The following is a 24,239-nucleotide window of genomic DNA, read 5'->3' on the forward strand; positions in this document are numbered from 1 at the left end:
GTTATATTCGCACGACTGTTTAAGCGAGGACTTCACGTGACTTCCACTGAGAACAACCTGCCCGATGAGCTGAAGGCAATGACGGTGGCCCGCTACCCGGAGGATTGGACGGAGGAGGACACCCGCGCGATCAACACCGCTCGTGTCCTCGCCGCTGATTCTGTGGAGAACTGCGGTTCTGGCCACCCGGGTACGGCTATGTCTCTCGCTCCCCTGGCTTACACCCTGTACCAGCGCGTGATGCGCCATGATCCGTGCGATCCGAATTGGGTGGGCCGTGACCGCTTCGTGCTGTCTGCTGGCCACTCTTCCTTGACCCAGTACATTCAGCTGTACTTTGGCGGCTTTGGGCTGGAGATTGAGGACCTGCAGGCGCTGCGCACCTGGGGCTCCAAGACCCCGGGCCACCCGGAGTACAACCACACCGCGGGTGTGGAGATCACCACTGGTCCCCTGGGCCAGGGTCTTGCTTCCGCCGTAGGTATGGCGATGGCTGCGCGCCGCGAGCGTGGCCTGTTCGACCCAGAGGCGGCACCGGGCGAGTCCCCCTTTGATCACTTCATCTACGTCATCGCTGGCGATGGCGACCTGCAGGAGGGCGTGACCTCTGAGGCCTGCTCCCTGGCTGGTACGCAGAAGCTGGGCAACCTGATTGCGTTCTGGGATGACAACCGCATTTCCATCGAGGATGACACCCAAATCGCGTTCACTGAGGATGTCGTGGCCCGCTACGAGGCCTACGGCTGGCAGACACTGACCGTCGAGTCCGGTGAGGATGTCGCTGCAATCCTCGATGCCGTCGAGAAGGCGAAGGCTGAGACCACCCGCCCGACTCTGGTGCGTGTGAAGACCGTCATCGGCTACCCGGCACCGACCCTCATGAACACGGGCGCTGCTCACGGCGCAGCCCTTGGCGCTGAGGAGGTCGCTGCGACCAAGAAGATCCTCGGTTTCGACCCGGAGGTCATGTTCCCGGTCGAGGAAAAGGTCATCAGCCACACCCGCGGCCTTGTCCAGCGCGGCGCACAGGCGCACGCAGAGTGGCAGAAGCTTTTCGACGAATGGGCTGCCGCCAACCCCGCCAACAAGGAACTGCTGGACCGCGTGACCGTGCGTGGCCTGCCGGACGGTTGGGCTGATGAGATGCCCACCTGGGAGCCGGATGCTAAGGGCCTGGCTACCCGTAAAGCTTCTGAGGCCGCTATCCAGGCACTGGCGAAGACCCTGCCGGAGCTGTGGGGTGGTTCCGCTGACCTGGCTGGCTCCAACAACACCCTGATCAAGGGCGAGCCGTCCTTCGGCCCAGAGGAGATCTCCACCGACATGTTCACGGCGCACCCGTACGGCCGTAACCTGCACTTCGGTATCCGTGAGCACGGCATGGGCGCGATCATGAACGGTATTGCCCTGCACGGTGGCACCCGCGTCTACGGCGGCACCTTCCTCATCTTCTCGGAGTACCTCTACCCATCCATCCGTGTCGCCGCTCTGTCCGGCATTGACGGCTACTACGTGTTCACCCACGACTCCATCGGTCTGGGCGAGGACGGTCCGACGCACCAGCCAGTGGAAACCCTGACCGCGCTGCGCGCCATCCCGGATCTGGCTGTGATCCGTCCGGCCGATGCAAACGAGACCTCCGCTGCATGGAAGGCCGCCATTGAGGGCCGCGAGCAGCCGAAGATCCTGGCACTGTCCCGCCAGAACCTCCCGGTGTTGGAGGGCACGAAGGAAAAGGCTTTCGACGGTCTGTCCAAGGGCGCATACGTCCTCGTTGAGGCATCCAAGCCGACGCCGGACGTCATCCTCATGGCTACCGGTTCTGAGGTGCAGCTGGCCGTTGAGGCAGCGAAGACCCTCGAGGCTGAAGGCACCGCCACCCGCGTTGTGTCCATGCCGTGCATGGAGTGGTTCCTGGAGCAGGATTCCTCCTACATCGACGAGATCCTGCCGCCGGAGGTCACCGCACGCGTGTCCGTCGAGGCTGCCATTGCTATGCCGTGGTTCCGCTTCACCGGTGACAAGGGCCGCAACGTCTCCCTTGAGCACTTCGGTGCTTCCGCACCGGGCGAGGAGCTGTTCACCCGCTTCGGTATTACTACCGACGCCGTCGTTAATGCTGCGCGCGAATCACTCGCTTCCGTCCGCGACTAAAAGATCGAACAACCACCTCGTTTAAGGAGTAACCTCCATGACCGCCATTGACCGCCTGTACGACCTTGGCACTTCCACGTGGCTGGATGATCTGTCGCGTGAGCGCATCACCTCCGGCAACATCGATGAGCTGAAGGCAACGAAGTCCATCGTTGGTGTGACCACCAACCCGGCGATCTTTGCCTCCGCCATGTCCAAGGGCAATGCCTATGACGCGCAGCTTGCTGAGCTCAAGGAGCGCAACGCGAGCGTCGATGAGGCTGTGTACGCCATGAGCGTCAAGGACGTGCAGGATGCGTGTGACCTTTTCCTGGATGTCTACGAGTCCACCGGCGGCAAGGATGGCCGCGTTTCTATTGAGGTGGATCCCCGCCACGCGGACGATGAGGCCGCCACTATTGCGCAGGCCACGGAGCTGTGGGCACAGGTGGATCGCCCGAACGCCATGATCAAGATCCCGGCGACGGATGCTTCCCTGCCGGCGATCACCGCGGCCTTGGCGGAAGGTATCTCGGTCAACGTGACCTTGATCTTCTCCGTCGAGCGCTACAAGCAGGTCATCGACGCGTTCAAGGCCGGTATCACCCAGGCTGCGGAGAACGGCAAGGATGTTTCGCAGATCCACTCTGTGGCGTCCTTCTTCGTCTCCCGCATGGACACTGAGGTGGATAACCGCCTCGACGCCATCTCCGGTGAGCACGCTGCTGAAGCCCAGGAACTGAAGGGGAAGTCCGGCATTGCCAATGCGCGTTTGGCCTACCAGCTCTTCCTCGATGAATTCGACGCCGCTGGCATGGCTGCCCTGCCTCAAGGCACCAACAAGCAGCGTCCGCTGTGGGCGTCCACCGGTGTGAAGAACCCGGATTACCCCGCCGACATGTACGTAACGCAGCTTGCTGGCCCGGACACGGTGAACACCATGCCGGAACCGACGATTGATGCTGCGCTCGCGGGTGACAATGTCACGGGCGATACCTTGACGGGTACTGCGCAGAATGCTGAAGAGATCTTCGCGGGGCTGGCCAAGGTGGGCATCGACGTCGCTGATGTCGTCCGCGTCCTTGAGCGTGAAGGCGTGGATAAATTCGTGGATGCCTGGCAAGATCTGCTGGATTCCATGTCCGCGAATTTGAATTAACCAAAACCTTTGTCGTGGCCTATAAAATGAGGTTTACTTATTGAAGTAATCTGGGTCACCACTTCTCTTAAGCTCCTCGCCCATCACATTGCTTAGGCGGGGAGCTTAAAGAATTAAGATGGCTTCCGCTTATCGACGAAAGGTGTTCGACGTGCAGGAACCGACCCCCGACTGGGTCAATCCCCTCCGTTCCCCCGCCGACCGGCGTCTCCCACGCATCGCTGGTGCCTCTGGCATGGTGATCTTCGGCGTGACGGGCGACCTAGCCAAGCGAAAGCTTCTTCCGGCTGTATATGACCTTGCCTATCGTGGCCTGCTGCCCGCTGGTTTTACCCTCGTCGGATTCGGCCGTCGCCCGTGGTCGAAGGAAGAGTTTGAGTCCTTCGTCCGCGAGCAAGTCGAGGTTGGTGCGCGCACTGACTTCGACGAGCATGTGTGGCGCCGTCTTGCTGAGGGCATGCACTTCGTGGAAGGCGCCTTCGATGACGATGCAGCTTTTGACAACATGGCTGCCTTGCTCAAGGAGATGGACGCTACCCGCGGCACTGCCGGCAACTGGGCGTTTTACCTCTCGGTGCCGCCAGAATACTTCGCGAATGTCATCGATCAGTTGGATCGCACCGGCATGGCACACCCGACGGTGGAACAGTGGCGCCGCGTGATCATCGAGAAGCCTTTCGGCCATGACTTGCAGTCCGCCAAGGAACTCAACGCCACCATCAATGCGGTCTTCCCGGAACGTGCGGTCTTCCGCATCGACCACTACTTGGGCAAGGAGACCGTACAAAACATCCTGGCCTTCCGCTTTGCCAACCAGCTTTTCGAGCCGATTTGGAGCTCCCGCTACGTCGATCACGTGCAGATCACCATGGCTGAGGATATTGGTCTTGGCGGCCGCGCCGGCTACTACGACGGTATTGGCGCTGCCCGCGACGTCATCCAGAACCACTTGCTGCAGTTGCTTGCTCTCGTGGCTATGGACGAGCCAGTGTCCTTCTCCCCGCGTCAGCTGCGTTACGAAAAGTTGAAGATTCTGCGTGCTACCAAGCCAGTGGGCCCATTTGAAGAAACCACGGCGCGTGGCCAGTACACCGCTGGCTGGCAGGGCTCTGAGCCAGTCGTCGGCCTGCGTGAGGAAGACGGCTTCGACCCGGAATCCACCACGGAGACCTACGCTGCCTGCACCCTTGGTATCAACTCCCGACGCTGGGCTGGTGTGCCGTTCTACCTGCGCACCGGCAAGCGCCTGGGTCGTCGTGTCACGGAGATCGCCATGGTGTTCAAGAAGGCACCGCACCAGCCATTTGCGCCGGGTCTGACGAGCCAGCTGGGCGCCAACACGTTGGTGATCCGCATTCAGCCGGATGAAGGCATCCTCATGCGCTTCGGCTCCAAGGTGCCGGGCTCCACCATGGAGGTCCGCGACGTGAACATGGACTTCTCCTACACCGAAGCTTTCACCGAAGAGTCACCGGAAGCCTACGAGCGCCTCATCCTTGACGCGCTTCTCGACGAAACCGGTCTCTTTCCCACCTCCGAAGAAGTGGAACGCAGCTGGGAGATCCTCGATCCGATCTTGGATTACTGGGCTGAAAACGGACGCCCGGATGAGTACCCGGCGGGTACATGGGGTCCGGCTTCCGCTGATGAAATGATGCACGTCTCCGGCAGGTCTTGGCGCCGCCCGTAATTGACAAATACTGCCAAGTAAAGGTCACCAACCATGATTGTCACACTGTCTGACACCTCCACCCGAGAGATCACCAAACTGCTCCTGGATAATCAGGAGAACCACTCCCTAGCAACGGGACGAGTACTCACGCTCATCGTTGTTGCGGATATCTCCGATGATGTGGAGTCCATCCTCGACAACGTCCGCAGCGCTTCACACGAGCACCCAGCGCGCGTTCTCATGCTCATCACCGGCAACCCTGACGGTCCGGCCTCTATGGACGCCCAGGCGATCCTGTCGTCCGATGCTGGCGCTTCGGAGATCGTCGTCATGGATCTGCACGGGGACTTGGCCAACAACCTTGACTCAGTGGTCACGCCCTTGCTGCTGCCGGACACCCCGATTGTCACGTGGTGGCCATCCACCGCCCCGGCGAGGCCCTGCGAGCACCCGCTGGGGCGCCTGGCGCACCGTCGCATCACCAACGCACGGGAAAACGTCGATGGCAATGCCCTCCTGCGATTGGCCCATGGCTACTCCCCCGGTGATTCGGATATGTTGTGGGCCCGCATCACGAACTGGCGAGGAGTCGTCGCGTCTGCTGTGGATGCCTATCCACATGACCCCATCACGGCGGTGGAGATTGACGGGCCGGATGATGATCCGAGCGTCGATATTGCAGCCGGCTGGCTTGCTGCCTGCCTTGACGTGGAAGTACAGCGCACCACGAGCGAACAGACCCATTCGGAGCCTTCCCGCTACTTCCCTGTCCGCCGACTCACTCTCCACCGTGAGTCCGGTGCGGTGATCGTGAGCGTGAAGGACGATAAGACAGTCCGAGTGAACGTCCCCGGCATCGCAACCCAGTTCGTTGCGCTCGGCCCACGAGGCGATGCGGACTGTTTGGCCGAGGAATTACGCCACCTCGATCCAGACTTTGCCTACTCGCAAGCGTTGAAAGCACTACCGAACGTGAAAGTTGTCTAAAGTCGGTAGACAACACAGCACCACAAGGAGCGATGAGCACATGGTTAGCGTCGAAAAAGTCCCCAACCTGGATGTCCTTATTGATGAGGCTTCCAGTCGATTCGTCGACACTATTTCGGCGATCGTGAACTCCGCTGACGGCGGTGTCCACGGGGATGGCATCGCGCGCGTGGTCTTTACTGGCGGTGGCGCCGGCATCAAGCTTCTCTCCCGCCTGGTGCGGGCAAAGACTCTTGATTGGTCACGCATCCACGTCTTCTTCGGCGATGAGCGCAACGTGCCGGTCTACGACCCCGAGTCCAACGAAGGCCAGGCACGCTACGCCCTGCTGAACCACGTTCACATCCCGGAAGCCAACATTCACGGCTACCGCGCAGGCAGCACCACGTTGGAGGACGCTGCGGAGAATTACGCGCGTGCTATCGAACAGTACGCGCCGAAAGGCTTCGATCTTCACCTGATGGGCATGGGCCCGGACGGCCACATCAACTCCCTCTTCCCCAACTCACAGCAGCTGGCCGAGCGTGAGAAGCTCGTTGTCGCCGTCAAGAATTCCCCGAAACCGCCGGCAGAGCGCATCACTCTCGCCCTGCCAGCGGTCGCCCGCGCCGAGGAAGTTTGGCTGCTCGTATCGGGTTCAGAGAAGGCTCCAGCTGCGCATCAGCTTATCGACGGTGTCGTGTCCCCCGACTGGCCCGTCACCCTCATCCCTGAGCTCGCTGATACCGTCCTGTTCGTCACCGAGGACGCCGCCGCGGAACCGGAGATGTAGAGCCAAGCGCTCACAAACAACTCACCCCAACGGGCATCGGGCGCAGGCTGATTGATTCCGCGGTAAATGTCCAAATCTTTTTTGGGTTTTTGTGGAACCGGCCTGTTTCTACTGGTCCTCGGCCTGTCCCTCTTGTTGTAGCCCGCGCTGCTTGTGGATAGTTTTTTGGGTTATCCACAGGTTTTTGGGGCCCTTCTCGCGCGTTTTTGGTTTTCGGTTTAGCGTGCATGGCATGAACGCATTCGGATCACTGGTGGCGGGTTTAACCAACCCGATCGAGGCCCTGGCAGACTTTGATGCCCAGGTACTCCTCGATGCTGGCTGCAGCCCTGCCCGTGTTCGCGAATTAGTAAAAGTCCACACGGCCTACTACGGCAAGACCAAGTTCACCCGCAAGCAAGCCAACGCGATCAAGATCGCGCGCTCGACGAAGAAGGCGTTGGATCAACTTGTCTACATCGAAGGCCGGATCTCCTCCATTGAGGACCCCGCCGAGAAGTGGGATCTACGGCTCGCCCTTCTGTCCATCCCGGGCAACTACGACACGCTCAAGCGCCGTTCCAAGGACATCGTGCCCGAGGTGGACAAGCCAGCTCCGGAACCATCAGTTGGGTTTGGTCGCTCCCGTGACGAGTCCCGCCCGATGAACGTCATGGGTCCAGAACGAGACATGGCAGCCATCGAATACGCGCTACGCCAAGACCTCAAAGACGGCCCTGCCGGTCCGCAGATGTATGAGAAGCTCATGCGCCTCCTGGGTCTTCGCCCCGACGAAGACGATCAACCTTCAGGTATTGCCCCTGCAGTGCCCCGCCCCTTGATCCTCATCCCACTGGAGGAACACATCACAATCATGGGTGGTGACGGGGACGAAGTCATCCTGGGGCTGACTGATGGCACGACGATGACTGGTGCGGAGTTTTTGGCCCAGAATTTTGGGGATGTACTAGAAGTGGCGATGTTCCACCCGCAGGAAGGGCCCGTCAATCTGTATGACACGCAGCGCTTCGCTAACCAGAAGCAACGCGACCTGGCACGTGCCACGATGCCGACGTGTCCTGTACCGGATTGTAGGCATGCAGCCGATAACTGCGAGGTCCACCACATCAAAGCCTGGTCCAAGGGTGGGTTAACCAACATGGATAACCTGGCCATGCTGTGCAGGTATCACAACCGCACCAACGATGATGACCCCACCAAACCCCACCACGGGCGGGTGGAAAACATCAGAGGCACACCAATGTGGAGATCACCACGCGGATACCTCATCCCCAACACCGTCCACCCCTTCGGAGCAATGACACTGCTCTACGGCAGATAGCCCCCCCACCTCACCGAGTAGCCGGCTCGTCCGGCTATTTGGTGTGCCCGTTTGACTATGGCGAACCGCTCGCAACAAAAACCCTGGTCACGGATCGCCCAAAGGTGCCATAGTCAAACCAGATAGTCGAACGGCACATCAACGGCGAAGGCCCAGAGGCCAGCAACAGCTGGCTTTTCGGTGTGCCCCAAAAACGGCTGCCATCCTGGTGCTTGGGTCGGCATCGAGCACGAAAGAGCCGGGACGTAAATACCGTCCCGGCTTCGTTGTTCGTGCGACTTAGAGGCCGTATGCCTGAATAAGGTTCAGACCAATGATGCAGAGAATCCAGATAACAGCCACGATGACCGTGTAGCGGTTCAGGTTCTTCTCCACCACGGTGGAACCGGACAAGTTCGCCTGCACACCACCACCGAACAGGCTGGACAGGCCGCCGCCCTTACCGCGGTGCAGGAGGACGAAGACACTCATCAGGATCGATGCGAGAACCAGAATGATCTGCAGTGTCAGGGTCATAAGTGCGTCTGCCTCCAAATGCGGGTGCGGGGTTAACTTGTCATATGGTACACCAGCACCGAGATAGTTCCCGCATCACTCGCCTCGGTGTGTGGCGTACCAGTTGGGACTAGTGGCGAACAGCCTCTCCAGCGGCAGCCACCAGCTTGGCAAAGTCAGCTCCGTCGAGGGATGCACCACCGACGAGGCCACCATCGACGTCCGGCTGGCCGATGATCTCTGCAACGGTCTCCGTCTTCACGGAGCCGCCGTAGAGAATGCGGATGCCGGAGGCGACGTCGGGGCCTGCCAATTCGTCGATAAGCTTGCGAATTGCTGCGCACATCTCCTGAGCATCAGCGGCGGATGCGCTCTTGCCCGTACCGATCGCCCACACCGGCTCATACGCAATAACGACGTTTGCCAGCGCCGAAGCATCCAGGCCCGCGAGCGAAGCGCGAGTCTGCTCAACGACGAACTCAACGTGGTTGCCTGCCTCGCGCACGTCCAGCTGCTCGCCGACGCAGATGATCGGGGTAATGCCCTGGCCGAGCGCCGCCTTCGCCTTCGCCGCAACGAGCTCATCAGACTCATTGTGGTACTCACGGCGCTCAGAGTGACCCACAACAGCCCAGGAGCACTCAAGCTTGGCAAGCATCTGCGCAGAGATCTCGCCGGTGTACGCGCCCGATTCGTGCGGGGACACGTCCTGTGCGCCGTACGTGATCTTGAGCTTGTCGCCCTGCACGAGGGTCTGCAGCGAACGCAGGTCGGTGAACGGAACCGTCAACGCGACGTCAACGTCCTCGTAGTAGTCGTTCGGCAGCGCGAAAGCAAGGCGCTGTGCCTGCGAGATCGCCTCGAGGTGGTCGTGGTTCATCTTCCAGTTACCGGCGATGAGTGGCTTACGTGCCATGAGAAATCCTTTCTACAGTCGGGCGTGGGTTACTTGGCTTCCAGAACCGCAACGCCCGGCAGTTCCTTGCCCTCAACCAGCTCGAGGGAGGCACCGCCACCGGTGGAGATGTGGGAGAACCCTTTCTCATCCAGGCCAAGGGTGCGAACGGATGCAGCGGAGTCTCCGCCACCGACCACGGTGAAGGAATCGTTGTTAGCGGTTGCGTCGATCATGGCCTGGGCGACAGCTCGGGTGCCGTCAGCGAAGTTCGGCTTCTCAAACACACCCATCGGGCCGTTCCAGAACACCGTCTTGGAGCCAGCGATGATCTCCGCGTACTTCTTCGCGGACTCCGGCCCGATGTCGAGGGACAGCCAGCCCTCCGGGATGCCGTCAAGGTCAACGACCTTACGGTCTGCGTCGTTATCGAACTCGGAGGCTGCGACGAGGTCCACCGGCAGGACGATCTTGTCGCCGTACTTAGCCAGCAGCTCCTTGCAGGTGTCCACCATCTCCTCCTGGAGCAGGGATGCCTGGGTGTTGTGCCCCTGAGCGGTGAGGAAGGTGTAGCACATGCCGCCACCGATGATGACCTTGTCGGCCTTTTCTGCCAGCGCCTCGATCACGCCGAGCTTGTCGGAGACCTTGGAGCCGCCAAGCACGACGATGTACGGCGCAGTCGGGTTCTCCTTGATGGTTGCAAGCTTCTCCACCTCAGCCTGGACGAGGTAGCCAGCATAAGCGGGCAGACGCTTAGCGACGTCATACACCGACGCCTGTGCACGGTGCACAACACCGAAGCCGTCGGAAACAAAAGCACCGTCATCGGCAGCGAGTGCAGCCAGCTCATCGGCGAAGGTGCCGCGCTCGGCGTCATCCTTGGAGGTCTCGCGGGCGTCGAAACGCACGTTTTCAACGAGCAGCACGTCCCCCTCAGACAGGCCGTTGGCACGCTCATGTGCGTCTTCACCGGTGACATCAGAAGCAAGAGCAACGTACTGGCCGAGCTTCTCCGACAGGGCCTCAGCGACCGGCTTGAGGGAGTACTTCGGGTTCACTTCACCCTTCGGGCGGCCAAGGTGAGCGGTGAGGATGACCTTCGCGCCCCCGTCGATAAGCGCCTGAATCGTGGGCAGCGAAGCGTCGATGCGGCCGGCATCGGTGATATTGCCGTCGTCGTCGAGCGGAACGTTGAAGTCCGAGCGGACCAGGACGTGGCGGCCGTCAACGCCTTCTTTCAGCAGCTCATCAATGGAACGTACAGCCATGGTCGGTGTCTCCTTTTAAGAGTTATGGGTGGTGGGAAAACTTATGGGACAGATATGTGAAACCCGGAGGACGGTGCAAGGCACTCCCCCGGGCTGAAGCTCAGGCACGCGCGGGGCGCGCATGTTGCTGGCTTAGAGGTTGTCGGCCACGTGCTTGGTCATGCGGATGTACTGCGAGGTGTAGGAGTACTCGTTGTCGTACCAAGAGATGATCTTGACCAGCTTGCCGTCGATAACGCGGGTCATGCCGGAGTCGAAGATCGCGCCGTGGGAATTCGCGATGATGTCGGAGGAGACAATCGGATCCTCGGTGTACTCCAGTGCCTGACCGAACTCAGCATCCTGGACTGCGTTCTTCACTGCCTCGTTGACTTCCTCGACGGTGACGTCCTTGGACACATTCACCGTGAGGTCCGTAGCGGAACCAGTGATGGTGGGCACGCGCATAGCAAACCCGTCGAGCTTGCCTTCCAGCTCCGGCAGAACCAGTGCCACGGCGCGAGCAGCACCCGTGGTGGTGGGCACGATGTTCTGTGCAGCAGCGCGGGCACGACGCAGGTCCTTGTGCGGCGCGTCCTGGATGCGCTGGTCACCGGTGTAGGCGTGGATCGTGGTCATCAGACCGTTCTCAATGCCAAATGCATCGTTGAGAACCTTTGCCACCGGCGCCAGAGAGTTCGTGGTGCAGGATGCAGCGGAGATGATGGTCTGATCATTGGAGTAGTCATGGTGGTTGACACCCCACACGTAGGTGCCGTCCACATTCTTGCCCGGAGCAGAGATGATGACTTTCTTTGCACCTGCATCGATGTGTGCCTTGGCCTTCTCACCATCGGTGAAGAAGCCAGTGCACTCGAGGACGATGTCCACGTTTGCATCGCCCCAGGCAAGGTTTGCCGGGTCCTTTTCCGCAGTGACCTCGATGCGCTTGCCGTCAACGGTGATGGAGTTGTCATCAAACTCAACATCACGGCCTAGCTGGCCGTAAGCGGTGTCGTACTTGACCAGGTGGGCCAGGGTCTTGTTGTCGGTCAGGTCATTGATCTTCACAACCTCAAGCTCATCCGCGAACTTGTCCAAGATGATGCGGAATGCGGAGCGGCCAATTCGGCCAAAACCGTTGATACCAATGCGAGTGGTCACTGAAAATACTCCTTGTATATATCTGGGTTTTCTGTCCAGACCGTGAACCGAAAAACGTCAACCCGCGGTCTCTCGTACCCAGTGTAGAGAATTGAACACGTAGTCGCAGGACCTCGAAAAGATCAATTAATAGCGCAGCTAGTCTTCTTCCACCACGGCAGCATGCGTGTCTGGAATGCCGAGCTCTTTAGCCCGCTTGTCGGCGAGAGACAGCAGACGACGGATACGTCCGGCCACAGCATCCTTCGTCATTTGCGGGTCAGCGAGGCGCCCCAACTCCTCAAGGGAAGCATGGCGGTGCTTCACGCGCAGGAAGCCAGCATCGGCGAGATGCTCCGGCACGTCATCGCCGAGAATCTTCATAGCGCGATCGACACGGGCTGCTGCCGCAGCCGCGGCCTGGGCTGAACGGCGTTGGTTTGCATCGTCAAAATTCGCGTGGTGGTTAGCACTCGTGCGTTCTTCACGCTTAATGCGCTTTTCATCCCATTCAAGACGTGCACGGGGTGCCCCCATGCGAGAAAGAAGAATCCCGATGCCCTCGCCGTCACGCAAGAAGACACGTTCAATGCCGCGGGTCTCCTTCGTCTTGGCAGCCACGGACAAACGTCGCGCCAAACCGACGAGCGCCAACGCGGTTTCCTGCCGGGGGCAGATGACCTCGAGCGCAGCGGTGCGCCCCGGCTCCGTCAGCGAGCCACGGGCGAGGAATGCACCCCGCCATGCCGCTTCAACTTCAGCGATCGTGCCGGAAATAATATTGCGTGGCAGGCCCACAACCGGGTGGCCTGAGGCAGTAACCAGGCGGAAACGACGGATGACGTCCTTCGCGCCCTCAGCAACTTTGACTTCATAGCGCGTGTCACGGGACTGGGTACCGGCGCCAAGAGTGGTGACGTCAACGTCGATCTCACACACATCCCGGATCGTGGCTGCGAGGTGATCAGCGACGGCACGCTCAGCAAATTCAGCGCGGATCTCAAGGCCCCGGAGGCCCTGCTCAAACTCGCTGGCTACGCGCAGCATCGCGGTCGCCTCAGCGATCCGGGCGTCAGTCCCACTGGGAGCCACACCCAAGAGTTCGTCTTTGACCTTTGCCGTCAATGCCACGATTGCGTTCTTCCTTTCCGGTTTGCCCACACAAGCTTAGTTTCCGCGTACCAGCGCAGTGATGGCAGCTGCCAGTTTCTCCGGGTCGTGCCTGATCGTGCGCTGTCCATCAGCATCAACCTCTGCAAGATCAGCGAATGTGACCTCCGCACCGGAAGTCGCCGCGGCTCGCTGCAAATAGGTCCGCTCCCCTTCAGAAAGCGTGATACCGGAATCGGCCAGGAAATGGTCCACCTTCAACGCCGGGGCATGCTGATTAAACACGTGGATATGTCTCTCAGTGGTAAACCCTGGGGTCTCACCAGCTTCGGGCGACAGGTTCAAGATGACAATAACGGTGGCATCAGTGTCCGTCAGCGCCTGCGCGATCTCAGGGATCAGTAGGTGCGGGATCACCGAAGAGAACCAGGAGCCTGGGCCAATGGTCACCACATCAGCGTTGAGGATCGCTTCCACGGCAGCGGGATTAGCTGGTGGTTTATCAGGCAAGATGCGCACGCGTCGCACCGCACCAGGAGTTGTTGCAACGGCCACCTGACCACGGACGGAACGGAGCAAACGCGGATCATCATCCAGCCCCTGCACGTCAGCTTCGATTTCCAACGGCTCGAGGGCAACCGGCAGAACACGGCCGACGGTCTGGGTCCACCGCCCCAACGTGTCCAGCGCACGCTGAAGATCCCCATAGGCTTCCGCCATACCGGCGATAATCAGGTTGCCCACCGCGTGGCCGGCCATGGCGCCATTGCCCCCGAAACGGTGCTGAATGATGTCGGCCCACTCCTCACCGAACTCACTCGGCGGGGTCAACGCAGCAAGCGCCATGCGCAGGTCCCCCGGCGGGACAATGTCGAGCTCACGGCGCAGACGACCAGAAGAGCCACCGTCATCCGCCACGGTGACAATGGCGTTGACGTGGTAATCCGCGGGATCAGGGGCACCTTCTTTCGCCGCTGCGATCTGCTTCGCAGCCAGGAGGGTCTGGTGGAGGCCGTGGCCACCACCAAGGCTGGCCACGTTGATGTGGGGGACGTTCATGATGGGAGAATCTTTCTCTGGATCAACAGGGGCAATCACACAGTGAGGGGCAATTAATGCCGCTTTAGATCCCTATGCATCACGGCTACGTCCACTTCCCCGCGGGCACGAAGACGCCGTCCGATTTCTTCTGACACAGCGACAGAACGGTGGTGCCCGCCAGTACAGCCAATCCCCACGGTGACAAAGTCCTTGCCCTCGTGTTTGTAGCCACCCATCATGGAACTCAGCAGGTCCACGACACCGTCGATGAACTCATCAGCTCCCGGGCGGGACAAAACGTAGTCACTCACTGGCTTGTCCACACCACGGAACTCACGCAGCTCCTCAATCCAGTACGGGTTCGGCAGGAAGCGCACATCGAAAATGAGGTCTGCATCGCGCGGGGACCCATGTTTGAAGCCGAAGGATTCAAGAGTCACATGCTGGTTCTCGGAGCCAAGGTCACTGACAGAGGCCTCGATGGCGCGACGCAGATCATGAATGGACAGGTTGGAGGTATCGATGATCACATCCGCGGTTTCACGCACACGCGCAAGCTCCGCGCGTTCACGCGCGATGCCGATGTGGAGCGGATTGTCTCCCTGCAATGGGTGAGTTCGGCGGACGCTATCGAAGCGCTTGATCAAGACCTCATCGCGCGCCTCAAGGAACAAGATGAAGGGGTTGTATCCCCTTTCGCGCGACTGCTGAATGAAATCAATGAGGGAGCCACGGAAAATACGCGCTCGAACATCAGTGACCACCGCGAGTTTCTCCACCGGGGAATCCGCCGCCATAGCCATGTCCATGAGTTCCAGCCCAAGCTGCGGCGGGAGGTTCTCCGAGACGAAGTACCCCTTGTCCTCAAAGACGTTTGCTGCGGAGGAGAGTCCTCCACCGGACATACCGGTGATGATCACGGGGCGCGGTGCGGAAGAGGAAGTCATGTGCCCCATCGTATCCAAATACATAGGGCACGTAGCTGCTTATCGACGATTCCCGTCCCCCGCCCTGGGATCGTCGATATGCAAATGGTCATAGACCTTCTGTGCGAGCTTCGGACCCATGCCGGGAACCTCGGTGATGTCCTCGACGCTGGCTGCCTTGAGCTTCTTCACGCTGCCGAAGTGCTTGACCAAGTCGCTGCGGCGGGCAGGCCCAAGGCCTGGGATTCCGTCAAGAGCCGAGGCACGCATGCGCTTGGACCGTTGTTGGCGGTGGTAGGTGATGGCGAAGCGGTGTGCCTCATCGCGGATCTGCTGCAGCAGGTACATGCCTTCGGAGTTGCGGGGCAGGATGAGGGGCTCGTCGTCATACGGCACCCATACTTCTTCTAGGCGCTTGGCTAGGCCGATGAGGGCGACGTCGACGACACCGAGCTCGTCGAAAACTGCTTGTGCGGCATTGACCTGTGGTTTGCCGCCATCGACGATGAACAGCTGCGGCGGGTAGGCAAAGCGTTTATTGCTGGCGGTCTCCACTGCTTCGTCTGTTTCTTCATCCGCGAAGGTGGTGTTGTCCAGCTCCGGATCTTCTGGGTTGGCCAGTTTGTCCTGGGTGTGGCGCTTAAAACGGCGGCGGGTGACCTCGGCGATGGAGCCGACGTCATCACTACGCCCATCCCCTGCTGCTTCTTTGATGCGGTAACGGCGGTAGTCCGACTTCTTGGGCAGGCCGTCTTCAAAGACAACGAGGGAGGCCACCACGTCGGTGCCCTGGATATGGGAAATATCGGTGCATTCGATACGCAATGGCGCTTCATCGAGGCCCAGCGCATCCTGAATGTCCTGCAGCGCCTGGGAACGCGCAGTGAGATCGCCCACGCGCTTGAGCTTGTGTTGGCGTAGGGATTCCTTGGCGTTGCGGTGGACAGTCTCCATGAGCGATTTTTTGTCGCCGCGCTGTGGCACGCGAATCTCCACCGGTCCACCGCGGAGTTGCTCGAGGAGTTCCTTGGTCTCCGCGGGTTCTGCGGGCATGACTTCCACGAGGATCTCTCGCGGCACCGGCATCGGGGCACGCTGTGCCGCATGGGACTCTTGGTCCACGCCGCGGCGGCGCACCTTCTTGGCAGCCAGGCGTTCATCCTCTGCACGTTCTTGCTCCACCCGCTCCACGGCATCCGAGTAGTACTGCACGAGGAAGTTCTGCATCAGCACCGGCAAGGCGGGATCGGCTTGGCCTTCTTCAAGGCGTTCCATGCTGCCGGGTTCATCACCGGTTTTCTCCACGACCCAGCCGCGCTGGGAACGGATTCGGCCTTCACGGACGGTGAAGATCTGTACCGCGGCTTCGAGCTCGTCAGTATCAAAAGCAATGATGTCCGCGTCCGTGTCGATGCTCAGGACGACAGTCTGGCGTTCCATGACTTTGTTGACGGCCCCGAGGTCGTCGCGAAGCCTGGCTGCCTTCTCGAACTCGAGGTTCTCACTGGCTTCCATCATCTGGTCTGTGAGTGCCTTGACCAGCGCATCGGTGCGGCCGGACATGAAGCCCATGAATCCGTCGACGATGCCCTCGTATTCTTCCTCGTCCACACGGGCAACACAGGGGGCGGAGCACTTGTCGATGTACCCGAGCAAACACGGCCGCCCCAACTGCTCATGGCGTTTAAACACACCGTTGGAGCAGGTACGGATAGGAAAGACACGGGTGAGCAGGTCCAAGGTTTCACGCACTGCCCAGGCGTGGGAGAACGGACCGAAGTAGCGCACGCCTTTACGGCGTGGGCCGCGGTAGAAGAATGCGCGCGGGTACTTCTCCCCCACGCTGACCGCGAGCATTGGGTACGTCTTGTCGTCGCGGTACATGACGTTGAACCACGGGTCGAAGCGCTTAATCCACGTGTACTCCAGCTGCAGTGCCTCGACTTCACTGGCCACGACGGTCCACTCCACCTGGGCGGCGGTGAACACCATCTGGCGGGTGCGCGGATGAAGCTGTTCTGGTGGCTGGAAGTAGTTGCTCAGGCGCGCACGCAGGTTCTTGGCCTTACCCACGTACACCACGCGCCCAGATGCATCGCGGAATTTGTAGACCCCAGGCTCCGTTGGGATGCTGCCTGGGGCTGGACGGTACGTCTCTGGATTAGCCACGCGGCTAGTCCTCTGGCATATAGCGGGCTTCCAGTGCGCGGAAGTCCTTCACAGCGGCGATTGCCCGCTCCTTGTCAGCAGACTGGATCGCCCACAGCGGCACGTATTCAAACTCCGGCAGTTCCAACCGCGCCATGCGGGACCCCTGCGGGAATGCCAAACCGTAGATGACCACCCAGGAGTAAAAGCGGGTGCCAATGATGTTGCGGACTTCTACCCCGTCCTCATTCACGCGCACGCGCGGGCGGGACAGGCCAATCCATGTAGCGATGGACAGGATCAAACCAATACCGGGGAACGCAAACTTATCAATGGTCGTGACGGCCGCACCCGTAAATTCAATGTCCACGACAGCACCCATGAAGATGTGCACAGCCATGATGAGCACCACGAGGATAAGAGCAACACGCTTCAAAGCTGGGGAGGTGATCTCCAGCTCCCACGGCTTCGTCGACGTCATCGCATGAGGGTCCAACGCGTTGTAGTACGCCAGGTCCCGGTTGCTGATGCTTGCTCCCGGTGCGCCGTTTGTGTCAGTCACTGCACTCTTCCGTGGTCGTTGTTTGGGTCGTTGCTTACTGAAGTTTTCTCACGTCATCCTACCCACGCGGCCGCGGGGGCGACAATATCCATCACCAGTGGTCGTTCGTGCGCGGGGCGAATGCCCGGACTCGCGCCAAGGTCAGCGCCGTGGACAAAGCTGCATCCATGGCTTCTGCGCCCTTATCTTCCTTCGTGCCCGGCCCACCGGTGCGCGCGATGGCCTGGTCGAGGTTCTCAACAGTGAGCACGCCATTGCCCACCGGGACCTGCTCATCCAAAGCCACGCGGGTGAGGCCCTCCGTGACGGAATCGCAAACATAATCAAAGTGGGCGGTCTCGCCGCGGATCACGCAGCCCAGTGCCACAACAGCGTCGAAACGTCGTGCGCACGCCTGCGCGACGACGGGCAGTTCCAAAGCTCCCGCCACAGTAAAGAGCTCGGCCTTCGCGCCCGCCTCACGCGCAGCTGCGAGTGCACGATCGCGCAGCTTATCGACGATCTCCGCATTCCACTCCGTCACCACCACCGCCACCGTCAGCCCTTCAGCTGCGATACGGCGTGGTGCGGGTGCTCCAGTCGTTGCCATGGATGAACCTTCCCTTTCTATCCCTGAACCTGCTCCCACTCAGCGACAAGGGGCAGGTCATGCCCCATTCGATCTCGCTTGGTGCGCAGGTACTGAATGTTGTCATGGTTGGGTGCGATCTCAATGCGCGTACGGCCGGAAATGATGGGGCCATAACCGCTTAAGGCTTCGACTTTCTCTGGATTGTTCGACAGGATGTCGGCGGAAGCAATGCCCAGATCCGCGATGATGTGGCCGGCGACGGAGTACTCCCTAGCGTCGATAGGCAAGCCCTGCTCCAAGTTCGCATCGATGGTGTCCAGACCTTCTTCCTGCAGCCGGTACGCCTGCAGTTTGTGCAGCAGACCAATGCCGCGCCCCTCATGGCCACGGACATAAATGATCACGCCGCGCCCAGCCTCTTGGATCGTGCGCATGGATTCATGCAGTTGCGGGCCGCAATCGCAGCGCAAGGAAGCAAACACATCGCCGGTCAAGCACTCAGAGTGGACGCGGACAAGCACATCATTGCCATCGGTGACGTTGCCGGTGACGAGGGCGATGTGCTCGGTGCCGTCGACAAGCGAGCGATAACCGTACGCCGTGAACACGCCGAATGCCGTGGGCAGCGTGGTCGTGACTGCTCGTTCCACGATGCGCTCAGTGCGGCGGCGGTATGCGATGAGCTGTGCGATGGAGATCATCGGCAGATTGTGCTCGTCTGCGAATTCGCGCAGCTCCGGCCCGCGAGCCATGTCTGTTGGATCTTTCTCCGAGACGATCTCGCAGAGCACACCCACCGGAGTGCAACCTGCCATCCTGGCAAGATCAACGGAGGCCTCCGTGTGTCCGTCACGCGTGAGCACCCCGCCGGCCCGGGCGCGCAGCGGCACGATGTGGCCTGGACGCGTGAAGTCTTGCGCAGTGCTCTCCGGGTTGGCCAGACGACGAATTGTCTCAGCTCGCGAGGTTGCGGAAATACCCGTGGTGCCCGTCGCCGCATCGACGGTGATGGCATACGCGGTCCCACGTGCGTCCTCGTTCTGCGCCACCATCGGTGGCAGATCCAGACGGGTAGCCGCCTCATCTTCCATTGCTACGCAAATGTAGCCGGAGGAATAGCGGACCATGAACGCCACCAATTCCGGTGTGGCGTGCTGCGCGGCAAAGATGAGATCACCTTCATTCTCACGGTCCTCATCATCCACCACGACCACCGCACCACCTCGGGCGATGGCCGCTACAGCATCTTCCACAGAATCAAGGCGCAGCGAGTCCATCATGGCTTTAGATGGTAGCCCCCAACCATTTTCTCAACATACTTGGCCACCACGTCCACTTCGAGGTTCACCGGCTCCCCCACCGCCATTTCCCCAAACGTCGTGTCGGCCAGGGTTGTGGGGATGAGGGACACCTCGAGGAAATCCTCCCCAACAGCGGAAACAGTGAGAGAGGTCCCGTTGATAGCGATGGAGCCTTTCTCCACCACATACCGCGCCAAGTCCGTGGGCAGGGCGAAGCGCAGGACCTCCCAATGCTCCGATGGCGTGCGGCTGAGAAGCTCGCCTACGCCGTCAACATGGCCCTGGACGATATGTCCACCCAGCCGTGTCCCGGCAGCCAGCGCGCGCTCCAGGTTGACGCGGGAGCCGACCTCGTAGCTGCCTAAACGGGAGCGGTTCAAGGTCTCCTGCATGACGTCGGCCGTGAAACCCTCGGGGAGCTTATCGACGACCGTCAGGCATACACCGTCCACCGCGATGGAATCGCCGGGTGCGGCATCGCTGGTCACCAGTGGCCCACGCACAGTGAGCCGGACAGCGTCGTTGAGCTGCTCCAGCTTTTCGACGCAGCCCACTTCCTCAACCAAACCCGTAAACATCAGTCGTTCCTGTCCTTCCTGCACAGTTCTATGACGGCATCCTCCCCCAAGGAAAACGCGTCATACAGTTTGTAGCGCTTCGCATCGCCGATCGTATCCACCAGTGGTCCATCCAAAAGCCCGCGTCCGCCACCGAAAAGCATCGGGGCAACATAGGCAGTGATCCGATCCACCACATCCAGTTCAAACACGCTGCGCATCAGCGTCGGCCCACCTTCGACGAGAACGTCCCGTGCTCCGGATTCATAGAGTGCCACGAATGCTTCTTCCGGGGTGGGGTACTGCTCGAAACCAAGCCGGGTCAGGTTGCCCTCGGGGACCTCACGGGTACCCACCACGATGCGGCGGGGCTGGTTGGGCAAAAGCGAACCATCCCGGTCACGTGCGGTCAGCGATGGGTTATCCGCAAGAGCGGTACCGGTACCGACGACGATGGCATCACGCATCGCCCGATCAAAGTGCACGTACTGGCGCGTTTCTGGTCCCGTAATCCACTGGCTCGTGCCATCGGGGGCTGCCGTGAAGCCGTCGAGGGTGGCCGCGAATTTCGCGGTGACGGACACGCGCCCGTAACGCACTGAGTCCAGCCACGGCTCAAGGCCTTCAACAGGGAAATCCACCTGCGTGACCTCCACACCGTGCGCGCGGAGATAATCGGCACCGCCGGCTGCCTGAGGGTTGGGGTCATCGTTGACGTAGTACACGTGGGCAATGCCTGCTGCCACGATCGCCTCAGCGCACGGACCGGTCCGGCCGGTGTGGTTGCACGGCTCGAGTGTCACCGCCAAGGAAGCGCCCTTCAAGCGTTCGGGGTTTATGCTCGCAGCCTGATCAAGCGCGACACGTTCAGCATGGCGGCCGCCTGGTGGCTCGGTTCCACCGGTGGCGATGATCCCATTGGCATCAAAGACAGCACAGCCCACCGCTGGGTTCGGGCTCGTGGTCCCGCGGACCTTGTGGCCGGCATTACGCGCCGCGATAAGGGCGGACTGCACCGCCTCGGGGATGTCGCGGACCATTTAGCGGTTCGCGGCGATGGTGGCCAGATCGCGGAGGGTTTCCACTGCCTCAGCCGGGTCCTCTGCACCAAACACAGCGGAACCAGCCACGAAGGCGTTCACCCCGGCCTCGGCAGCCAGTTCGATGGTGGAGGCGGAGATGCCGCCGTCGATTCCAATAATCGTCGATAAGCCAGCCTCTTCAATGCGCTCCCGCAGGGTGGCAACCTTGCTCAGCACCTCCGGCATGAACTTCTGGCCGCCGAAGCCCGGCTCCACGCTCATGACCATGACCTGCTCAAAATGCCCAATATCGTCGAGGTACGGCTCGATCGGCGTGCCCGGCTTGATCGCAAACCCGGCCTGCACCCCGAGGTCGTGAAGCTGCTTAGCGGCAGCAATGTGGTCATCCGTCGCCTCAATGTGGAAGATGAGGCGGTCACCACCAGCCTTAATGTAGGTCTCAAACCAGCGCTCCGGCTCCTCGATCATCATGTGGATGTCCAGGAACTGCTCCGTCACGCCGTCAACCGCCTTGGTCACGTCCGGACCGAAAGACAGGTTGGGCACAAAGTGGCCATCCATGATGTCCACGTGGAGTAAGTCAGCAGACGGTACCTTCTTCACATCCGCGCCAAGCGCAGCGTAATCAGCGGCCAGGATTGACGGAGCAATGTAGATCATGCCCCCACTCTACTTCCTGGCGGTGAAGGATTTAACATGGCCATTTTCATGAGCTGGGTGTTTGCTCCGCGCAACCCCGCTGTCGCTTTGTGTCAAATCCTTCATCGCTTGCGTAGAACAGCAAAGAACATCGCGTCCGTCCCGTGGCGGTGGGGCCACATTTGCACGCTTGGGTGAGTACCCACGTCCTTCATGCCGCACGTGAACTCATGTGCGCTGAGTTCTTCAACGGTCCCGGTATCTAGGACTTTGTCCACGATCCCGCGGGTTTCCCTGATATCGGGGGAACACGTGGAGTACACGACAACCCCGCCGGGCTTGGTGAGTTCGATGGCGGAGGTCAGCAGCTCCGCCTGGAGAGTGTTGAGTTCCTTAATGTCGCTCTCGGACTTGCGCCAGCGGGCCTCCGGGCGGCGTCGCAGAGCACCGAGGCCGGAGCAGGGAGCGTCAACGAGGACGCGGTCGTAGCCGGGCTCCAAACCTGGCTTGCGGCCATCGCCGACGTGTACCGTGACGGGAAGGTCTTGGGTGGTCTTGCGGATGAGGTCGGCACGGGTCTCGCTGACCTCCACGGCGTCAACGTGGGCGCCGTCAATGGCGGCGATGGCACCCATGAGCGCTGCCTTGCCGCCCGGGCCAGCGCACAGATCCAGCCAGCGGCCGCTGTCCGCATCGACGGGAACTTCCGTCACTGCACGGGCGATGAGCTGGGAGCCCTCGTCCTGAACCGCTGCCATGCGGTCGCGGACCGGCTGCAGCGCGCCAGGATCACCGCTGTCGAGGTACACCGCGTATGGGCTGTAGCGTCCTTCTTCCCCACCCGTCGTCAGGGCTAGTTCTTCTGCGGAAAGCTCACCCGGGCGTGCAACCAGGTGCACCACGGGGCGCTCCGAATCGGCGAGGAGAGCCTTTTCAAGTTCCTCGGCCCCCGCGCCCTCGGGATCGACGCCAAGTGCGGTAGCAAACGAGCGCGCAATCCACTCTGGGTGTGCTGTGCGGAAAGCAACAGCAGCGAGCGGCTCGGTGGGGCTGACCTTCTGCAGCCACTGTGACGCTGGGGTCCGCGTGACAGTGCGCAGGATGCCGTTGACAAAGCCCTTTGCTTTGGCCTGACCAGCAGCCTCCACGAGACGGACCGACGTATCCACAGCAGCATGCGCATCCACGCGGGTGTACAACAGCTGGTAAACGCCCAAGCGCAGAGCGGTGAGAACGTTCGGATCAAGGTCAGCCAGTGGGCGCGAGGAGCACTCCCCGATCACAGCATCAAGGACCCCTTGGGAACGCAGCGCGCCGTAGGCAAGCTCCGTGGCAAAAGCGGCATCACGGCCTTTGATCTTCCGCTCGCGGAGCAACTGTGGCAGGACAAGGTTGCCGTAGGCGTCCTCGACTTCCACACGGAGCAGAACGTCGAAGGCTGCCTCACGCGCCTTATCCCCCATGCTCTGAATCTGCTGTGCTGATTGAGGAGCTTTGCTGGGCTGCCTCTTCGCCTGCCGCGCACTCTTGGTGCGGGACCGAAAACCACCGCTCACTCGAACACCACTCCCTCAGCACTCTGCAGACCACGCGCCCAGTCAGCGGCGGCCATCATCTTCTTTCCTGGTGGTTGGACCATCTGCAATACCACCGGAGTCGTCCCAGTGCCCACCGTCACGGAGTTCTTGGTCACGGTCAGGTGGCCGGGGCTGGTAGGGGCCAAGGAGTCGCTGATAAGCACTGGCCCGACCTTGACCCGCTGGCCCTCGAGCATTGTCCACGCACCGGGGCCTGGGGTGTAGGCGCGGATTGCGCGGTCGATGTTTACTGCGGGTGCAGACCAATCAATCCGGGCATCATCTTTTTCGATCTTCGGCGCGTAGCTGGCCTCCCCCTCCTGTGGTGTCAGCGTTGCTGTGCCGGCAGCGAGTTCATCCATGGTGCGGACGAGGAGATCCGCGCCGCTGTAGGCGAGGCGCGTGAGCAAGTCATCAGCCGTATCGGTGGGGCGGATCGGCTCCGACATCTGGCAGATGATGTCGCCGGTATCCAGGCCGGCGTCAATGTGGAAAGTGGTGGCTCCGCTGAATTCATCACCGTGCAAAATGCCTGCCTGAACAGGTGCGGCACCGCGCCACTGCGGCAACTGGGAGAAGTGCAGGTTCACCCATCCGTGCGTGGGGATGTCTAGGTAGTCCTCCGGGATCAGATTGCCGTACGCAACCACTGGGATGGCGTCCGGGGCAAGGGCCTGCAGGCGTCCCTTCACGTCCTCGTTCCCCTTCAACGTGGTCGGGGTGAGAACCTCAATCCCGTGTTCCAGGGCCAAAGCCTTCACCGGCGAGGGGTGCAGGGTACGCCCACGGCCCCGCTTCGCATCGGGGCGGGTCAACACCGCAACAACCTCATGGTCAGAAGCAATGAGCTTCTCCAACGCAACAACCGCCGGCTCAGGCGTACCAGCAAACACAAGGCGCATTATCTGTTCTCCTCTTCCCTAGCTTTCCCAAGCCC

General features: G+C 60.9%; 22 protein-coding genes. 6 read left to right on the forward strand and 16 right to left on the reverse strand.

Going from position 1 to position 24,239, the window contains the following annotated elements:
• Positions 1-78 precede the first annotated feature (78 nt).
• From tkt to L8U60_RS01045, 6 genes are all read left to right on the forward strand, one after another.
• A complete protein-coding gene (gene tkt, locus L8U60_RS01020) occupies positions 79-2,154 on the forward strand; it encodes a transketolase (RefSeq protein WP_269964635.1) in 2,076 nt (691 codons plus the stop codon).
• 37 nt (positions 2,155-2,191) lie between these two features.
• The gene (gene tal, locus L8U60_RS01025) at positions 2,192-3,292 is read left to right on the forward strand and encodes a transaldolase (protein WP_269964522.1); all 1,101 of its coding nucleotides are present in this window, start codon (positions 2,192-2,194) and stop codon (positions 3,290-3,292) included.
• Between the two features lie 118 nt (positions 3,293-3,410).
• A complete protein-coding gene (gene zwf / locus L8U60_RS01030) occupies positions 3,411-4,982 on the forward strand; it encodes a glucose-6-phosphate dehydrogenase (protein WP_269964523.1) in 1,572 nt (523 codons plus the stop codon).
• A 33-nt stretch (positions 4,983-5,015) separates the two neighbouring features.
• Positions 5,016-5,951, forward strand: a complete 936-nt coding sequence (locus tag L8U60_RS01035) for a glucose-6-phosphate dehydrogenase assembly protein OpcA (protein ID WP_269964524.1) — start codon at positions 5,016-5,018, stop codon at positions 5,949-5,951.
• Positions 5,952-5,991: 40 nt separating this feature from the next.
• Positions 5,992-6,723 carry a 6-phosphogluconolactonase gene (gene pgl, locus L8U60_RS01040; RefSeq protein ID WP_269964525.1) on the forward strand — a complete coding sequence of 244 codons (732 nt, stop codon included), beginning with the start codon at positions 5,992-5,994 and terminating at the stop codon, positions 6,721-6,723.
• 232 nt (positions 6,724-6,955) lie between these two features.
• Positions 6,956-8,044, forward strand: coding sequence for an HNH endonuclease signature motif containing protein (locus tag L8U60_RS01045; RefSeq protein ID WP_269964526.1), 1,089 nt, complete (start codon positions 6,956-6,958; stop codon positions 8,042-8,044).
• Positions 8,045-8,323: 279 nt separating this feature from the next.
• On the opposite strand, the gene secG is transcribed toward L8U60_RS01045, so the two are convergent.
• The 16 genes from secG to fmt all read right to left on the reverse strand — a co-directional run bounded on the left by secG (position 8,324) and on the right by fmt (position 24,204).
• Positions 8,324-8,560, reverse strand: coding sequence for a preprotein translocase subunit SecG (secG, locus tag L8U60_RS01050; protein WP_034663599.1), 237 nt, complete (start codon positions 8,558-8,560; stop codon positions 8,324-8,326).
• 109 nt (positions 8,561-8,669) lie between these two features.
• Positions 8,670-9,455 carry a triose-phosphate isomerase gene (gene tpiA, locus L8U60_RS01055; RefSeq protein WP_269964527.1) on the reverse strand — a complete coding sequence of 262 codons (786 nt, stop codon included), beginning with the start codon at positions 9,453-9,455 and terminating at the stop codon, positions 8,670-8,672.
• A gap of 29 nt (positions 9,456-9,484) precedes the next feature.
• Positions 9,485-10,705 carry a phosphoglycerate kinase gene (locus L8U60_RS01060; protein ID WP_269964528.1) on the reverse strand — a complete coding sequence of 407 codons (1,221 nt, stop codon included), beginning with the start codon at positions 10,703-10,705 and terminating at the stop codon, positions 9,485-9,487.
• A 132-nt stretch (positions 10,706-10,837) separates the two neighbouring features.
• Positions 10,838-11,848: a type I glyceraldehyde-3-phosphate dehydrogenase gene (gene gap, locus L8U60_RS01065; protein ID WP_269964529.1), complete on the reverse strand. Its 1,011-nt coding sequence runs from the start codon at positions 11,846-11,848 to the stop codon at positions 10,838-10,840.
• Between the two features lie 138 nt (positions 11,849-11,986).
• Positions 11,987-12,958, reverse strand: coding sequence for a DNA-binding protein WhiA (gene whiA / locus L8U60_RS01070; RefSeq protein WP_269964530.1), 972 nt, complete (start codon positions 12,956-12,958; stop codon positions 11,987-11,989).
• Positions 12,959-12,994: 36 nt separating this feature from the next.
• Entirely contained in the window at positions 12,995-13,996 is a 1,002-nt protein-coding gene (locus L8U60_RS01075; protein ID WP_269964531.1) for a gluconeogenesis factor YvcK family protein, read from the reverse strand.
• Positions 13,997-14,049: 53 nt separating this feature from the next.
• Entirely contained in the window at positions 14,050-14,925 is an 876-nt protein-coding gene (gene rapZ / locus L8U60_RS01080; protein ID WP_269964532.1) for an RNase adapter RapZ, read from the reverse strand.
• Between the two features lie 39 nt (positions 14,926-14,964).
• Positions 14,965-17,073, reverse strand: coding sequence for an excinuclease ABC subunit UvrC (gene uvrC, locus L8U60_RS01085; RefSeq protein WP_269964533.1), 2,109 nt, complete (start codon positions 17,071-17,073; stop codon positions 14,965-14,967).
• A 4-nt stretch (positions 17,074-17,077) separates the two neighbouring features.
• Positions 17,078-17,614, reverse strand: a complete 537-nt coding sequence (locus L8U60_RS01090) for a PH domain-containing protein (protein ID WP_269964534.1) — start codon at positions 17,612-17,614, stop codon at positions 17,078-17,080.
• A gap of 91 nt (positions 17,615-17,705) precedes the next feature.
• Positions 17,706-18,203, reverse strand: a complete 498-nt coding sequence (gene ribH / locus L8U60_RS01095) for a 6,7-dimethyl-8-ribityllumazine synthase (RefSeq protein WP_269964535.1) — start codon at positions 18,201-18,203, stop codon at positions 17,706-17,708.
• Positions 18,204-18,220: 17 nt separating this feature from the next.
• Positions 18,221-19,465, reverse strand: a complete 1,245-nt coding sequence (locus L8U60_RS01100) for a bifunctional 3,4-dihydroxy-2-butanone-4-phosphate synthase/GTP cyclohydrolase II (RefSeq protein WP_269964536.1) — start codon at positions 19,463-19,465, stop codon at positions 18,221-18,223.
• Positions 19,462-20,064, reverse strand: a complete 603-nt coding sequence (locus L8U60_RS01105; protein WP_269964537.1) for a riboflavin synthase — start codon at positions 20,062-20,064, stop codon at positions 19,462-19,464. Before L8U60_RS01105 ends, L8U60_RS01100 begins: the two co-directional genes overlap by 4 nt.
• Positions 20,064-21,083, reverse strand: a complete 1,020-nt coding sequence (ribD, locus tag L8U60_RS01110) for a bifunctional diaminohydroxyphosphoribosylaminopyrimidine deaminase/5-amino-6-(5-phosphoribosylamino)uracil reductase RibD (protein ID WP_269964538.1) — start codon at positions 21,081-21,083, stop codon at positions 20,064-20,066. The genes L8U60_RS01105 and ribD overlap by 1 nt, the downstream gene beginning before the upstream one ends.
• On the reverse strand, positions 21,084-21,746 hold the full coding sequence (gene rpe, locus L8U60_RS01115) for a ribulose-phosphate 3-epimerase (protein ID WP_269964539.1): 663 nt from the start codon (positions 21,744-21,746) through the stop codon (positions 21,084-21,086).
• A gap of 101 nt (positions 21,747-21,847) precedes the next feature.
• Positions 21,848-23,281 (reverse strand): RsmB/NOP family class I SAM-dependent RNA methyltransferase, encoded by a 1,434-nt coding sequence (locus L8U60_RS01120; RefSeq protein ID WP_420840130.1) that lies wholly within the window; start codon positions 23,279-23,281, stop codon positions 21,848-21,850.
• A complete protein-coding gene (gene fmt, locus L8U60_RS01125) occupies positions 23,278-24,204 on the reverse strand; it encodes a methionyl-tRNA formyltransferase (protein WP_269964541.1) in 927 nt (308 codons plus the stop codon). The genes L8U60_RS01120 and fmt overlap by 4 nt, the downstream gene beginning before the upstream one ends.
• Positions 24,205-24,239: the final 35 nt, after the last annotated feature.

Origin of the sequence: Corynebacterium meitnerae (genome assembly GCF_027570075.1) — a bacterium.
Lineage (GTDB): Bacteria > Actinomycetota > Actinomycetes > Mycobacteriales > Mycobacteriaceae > Corynebacterium > Corynebacterium meitnerae.